The 3,678-nt window shown below is 65.7% G+C and carries 5 protein-coding genes; 3 read left to right on the top strand and 2 right to left on the bottom strand.

Translation table 11 applies throughout. The annotated features are described in order from the left end of the window. Positions 1-942, top strand: a 942-nt coding sequence (gene metK, locus IT472_RS05490) for a methionine adenosyltransferase (RefSeq protein WP_297179556.1), incomplete at its 5' end; no start/stop codon positions are given. Between the two features lie 48 nt (positions 943-990). Here metK and pdxH read toward each other — a convergent pair. Next, positions 991-1,605 carry a pyridoxamine 5'-phosphate oxidase gene (gene pdxH, locus IT472_RS05485; protein ID WP_297179553.1) on the bottom strand — a complete coding sequence of 205 codons (615 nt, stop codon included), beginning with the start codon at positions 1,603-1,605 and terminating at the stop codon, positions 991-993. Positions 1,606-1,623: 18 nt separating this feature from the next. Further along, positions 1,624-1,827: a dodecin family protein gene (locus IT472_RS05480; RefSeq protein ID WP_297179550.1), complete on the bottom strand. Its 204-nt coding sequence runs from the start codon at positions 1,825-1,827 to the stop codon at positions 1,624-1,626. 110 nt (positions 1,828-1,937) lie between these two features. Here IT472_RS05480 and IT472_RS05475 point away from each other — a divergent pair, with 110 nt between their 5' ends. Together IT472_RS05475 and aroB are read left to right on the top strand one after the other, a co-directional pair. Next, a complete protein-coding gene (locus IT472_RS05475; protein ID WP_297179547.1) occupies positions 1,938-2,465 on the top strand; it encodes a shikimate kinase in 528 nt (175 codons plus the stop codon). After that, on the top strand, positions 2,462-3,556 hold the full coding sequence (gene aroB / locus IT472_RS05470; RefSeq protein WP_297179543.1) for a 3-dehydroquinate synthase: 1,095 nt from the start codon (positions 2,462-2,464) through the stop codon (positions 3,554-3,556). The genes IT472_RS05475 and aroB overlap by 4 nt, the downstream gene beginning before the upstream one ends. Positions 3,557-3,678: the final 122 nt, after the last annotated feature.

Genomic DNA, 3,678 nt, shown 5'->3' with positions numbered 1-3,678 from the left:
TGCGCCATCATCAACATGCTCGGCAAGCAGTCGCCCGACATCAACCAGGGCGTGGACCGCAAGAAGCCGGAAGACCAGGGCGCGGGCGACCAGGGCCTGATGTTCGGCTACGCCTGCAACGAAGCCCCGGAATTCATGCCGGCGCCGCTGTACTACAGCCACCGTTTGGTGGAGCAGCAGGCCAAGGTGCGCAAGGCCGGCAAACTCAAGTGGCTGCGCCCGGACGCCAAGTCGCAGGTGACCCTGCGCTATGACGGCAACCAAGTGCTCGGCCTAGACGCCGTGGTGCTCTCAACCCAGCACGACCCGGACATCAAGCAGAAGGACCTGATCGAAGCTGTGCGCACCCACATCCTGGCCCCCGTGCTGCCGAAGAAGTGGCTGGACCAGCTTCCGAAGAACAAGGTGCACATCAACCCGACCGGCAAGTTCGTGATCGGCGGGCCGGTGGGAGACTGCGGCCTGACCGGGCGCAAGATCATCGTCGACACCTACGGCGGCATGGCCCGCCACGGCGGCGGTGCGTTCTCCGGCAAGGATCCGTCCAAGGTCGACCGCAGCGCGGCCTACGCGGCGCGTTACGTGGCCAAGAACATCGTCGCCGCAGGTCTGGCCGACAAGTGCGAAGTGCAGGTGTCCTACGCCATCGGCGTGGCCCAGCCCACCAGCATCTCGGTGACCACCTTTGGCACCGGCAAGGTGGGCGATGACGTGATCGAAAAGCTGATCCGCGCCCACTTCGACCTGCGTCCGTACGGCATCATCACCATGCTGGATCTCCTGCATCCGGTCTACCAGCGCACCGCCAGCTACGGCCACTTCGGCCGCAAGCCGCAGGACGTGAGCTACACCGACGGTTCCGGCAAGAAGCAGAAGGCCACCGCCTTCTCATGGGAAAAGACCGACAAGGCCGAAGCCCTGAAGGAAGCAGCGAAGCTGTAACACCCTGCTCCGTGGACTGCGGGCCCTCACGGTGCCGTGAGGGTTCCGTCAGGGGTAGAGCATCCGTTTCGACCAGCCGCCCTTGCCATCGGCCTCATGCAGCCAGCGCTCATGCAGGCGGTACTGCGCAGCGAACCAGAATTCGACCGCACGCGGCCGCACCCGGAGGCCCGACCAGCCTGGCGGACGCGGCACGTCCTGGCCGTCGAACTCAGCTTCGTATTTCGCCAATCGCGCCTCGAACGTCGCACGCGCATCCAGCGTTTCCGATTGCCGCGAGGCCCATGCACCCAATTGGCTCCCGCGCGGGCGGCTGGCGAAGTAGCCGTCGGCCTCGGCATCACTCACGACCTCGACTGTGCCTTCGATTCGAATCTGCACGCCATCGCGAACACGCGGCCAGTGGAACAGCAATGCTGCATATGGATGGGCCTGCAATTCCCGACCCTTGCGACCATCCAGATGGGTGTAGAACACGAATCCGCGGCCGTCGAAGTCCTTCAGCAGGACGATGCGCGCCGACGGCTGGCCGTGTGCATCCACGCTGGCAACGGTCATGGCCGTGCGGTCCGGTTCGCCAGCGGCCAGCGCCTCGGCGAACAGGGTATCGAACAGGGACAGGATTTCGGGGGACAGGTCAGTCATGTGCAAATTGTCGCGCACATGCCGATCCTGTGCACTTCACTCCACCACGAAACTGACGCGCAGGTTGACCCTCCATTCCTGCACATTGCCGCCATCGTCGGTGACCACCTTGATTTCGTTGACCCATGCGCCCTTGATGCCCTTGACCGATTCGGAGCACTTCTTGAGACCGTGCTTCACGGCATCTTCAATACTGGTGGTCGACGACGCGTTGAGTTCAATGACCTTGGCTACGGACATGGCGGGTTCCCTGAGATCGCCGGCGGGAGTGCCGGACTTGCAGTCTTGCCTGGCGTGCGTTAAGTCCGCGCGGTGATCGCACTGCCTGCCTGCACTGCTAGCATGATGCAATGCATCATCGTCAACACATCGTCCTGATCGGCCCGATGGGCGCCGGCAAGAGCACGCTCGGTCGTGCGCTGGCGGCGCGGCTGGCATTGCCGTTCGTAGACCTGGACGCCCGCATCGAGACGGACGCGGGTTGTCCGGTTGCCGTCATCTTCCGGGACGAAGGCGAGGTCGGGTTCCGCGCACGCGAATCGCGCTGCCTGCGCACGGCCCTGTCCGAACCCGCCGCCGTGATCGCCAGCGGTGGCGGCGCGGTGCTGTCGCAATCCAATCGCGAGGCGATGCGGGAAGCGGGCACCGTCGTCTACCTGCAAGTCGATCCCGGCGTGCAGATGGCGCGCCTGCAAGGCGACGCCACCCGTCCGCTGCTGGCCACGCCGGATCCTGCACAACGGCTGGCCCAACTGCAGGCGCAACGCGAACCGCTGTATCGGCAAACCGCGCATCTGTGCTTCGATACCAGTCCGGCAGGTACCGATGCCGCCGCCCTGGCCGAGTGCCTGGCCCACTACCGAGCCAATCCCGCATGACTGATTCCCTGCACACCGTCGATGTCGAAGGCCGTGCGCCCTACCGCATCCACATCGGGCCGGGTCTGCTGGACGATGGCGCGTTGCTGGCGCAAACGCTGCGCGGCCGCCACGCGCTGATCGTCAGCGACGGCAACGTCGCCCCGCACTACGCCGCCCGCGTGGAATCGGCACTGCGCACCGCACGTCCCGGCCAGCAAATCGCCCGCCATGTCATCCCCGCCGGTGAAGCGCACAAGACACTGGACAATTTCGGCGCCGTCATCGACGCCCTGGCCGCGCTCGGCGCCACCCGCGATGCCTGCGTGTTTGCGCTGGGCGGTGGCGTGGTCGGCGACCTGGCCGGCTTTGCCGCAGCCTGCTGGATGCGCGGAATTGATGTCGTGCAATTGCCGACCACGCTGCTGGCGATGGTGGATTCCTCGGTGGGCGGCAAGACCGCGGTGGATATCCCGCAGGGCAAGAACCTGGTCGGCGCCTTCCATCCGCCGCGTGCGGTGATCGCCGACACCACCAGCCTGCGCACGCTGCCGCCGCGCGAACTGCGCGCCGGGCTGGCCGAGGTGATCAAGTACGGTGCGATTGTCGATGCCGATTTCCTGCGCTGGCTGCAAGCGCAGCGTGACGGCCTGCTAACCGGCGATGACGCGCTGCTGGCCACGGCCATCGCCCGCAGTTGCGCGCACAAGGCCGCGATCACCGAGCGCGACCCGTTCGAACACGGCGAGCGCGCCCTGCTCAATTTCGGCCACACCTTTGGCCATGCCATTGAAGCCGAACAGGGCTATGGCGATGGCCTCAACCACGGCGAGGCGGTGGCGGTGGGAATGCTGCTGGCAGCGCGGTTGTCGGCGGCACTTGGATTGGCCGCAAATGAAGACGCCAACGCGCTGCGCACCTTGCTGGCAGGCTTCGACCTGCCCACCGCGATTCCCGCGGGGCTTGCGCCCGATGCCCTGCTGGCGCGGATGCGCCTGGACAAGAAAACCCAAGCCAGCGGGCTGCGCTTCATCCTGTGGGAAGGCGTAGGCAGGGCATGCCTCATCTCCGGAGTGGACGAGGCGAGGGTCATCGAGGTATTGCGTGGGTGAAATACGCGCCGAATCCCCGCCCTTTGCTACCTCGATGCGGGCGCCGCTCTTTCGGCAGATGAAGCTGCCGGCGCGAAGCGATAGAACAGGTTGGGTTCACTGACGATGTACAGCCTGCGGTC

Origin of the sequence: Thermomonas sp. (genome assembly GCF_020850895.1) — a bacterium.
Classification (GTDB): Bacteria; Pseudomonadota; Gammaproteobacteria; order Xanthomonadales; family Xanthomonadaceae; genus Thermomonas.
Note: the sequence above shows the minus strand (reverse complement) of the source record. Positions and strands in the feature narration are given on the sequence as shown.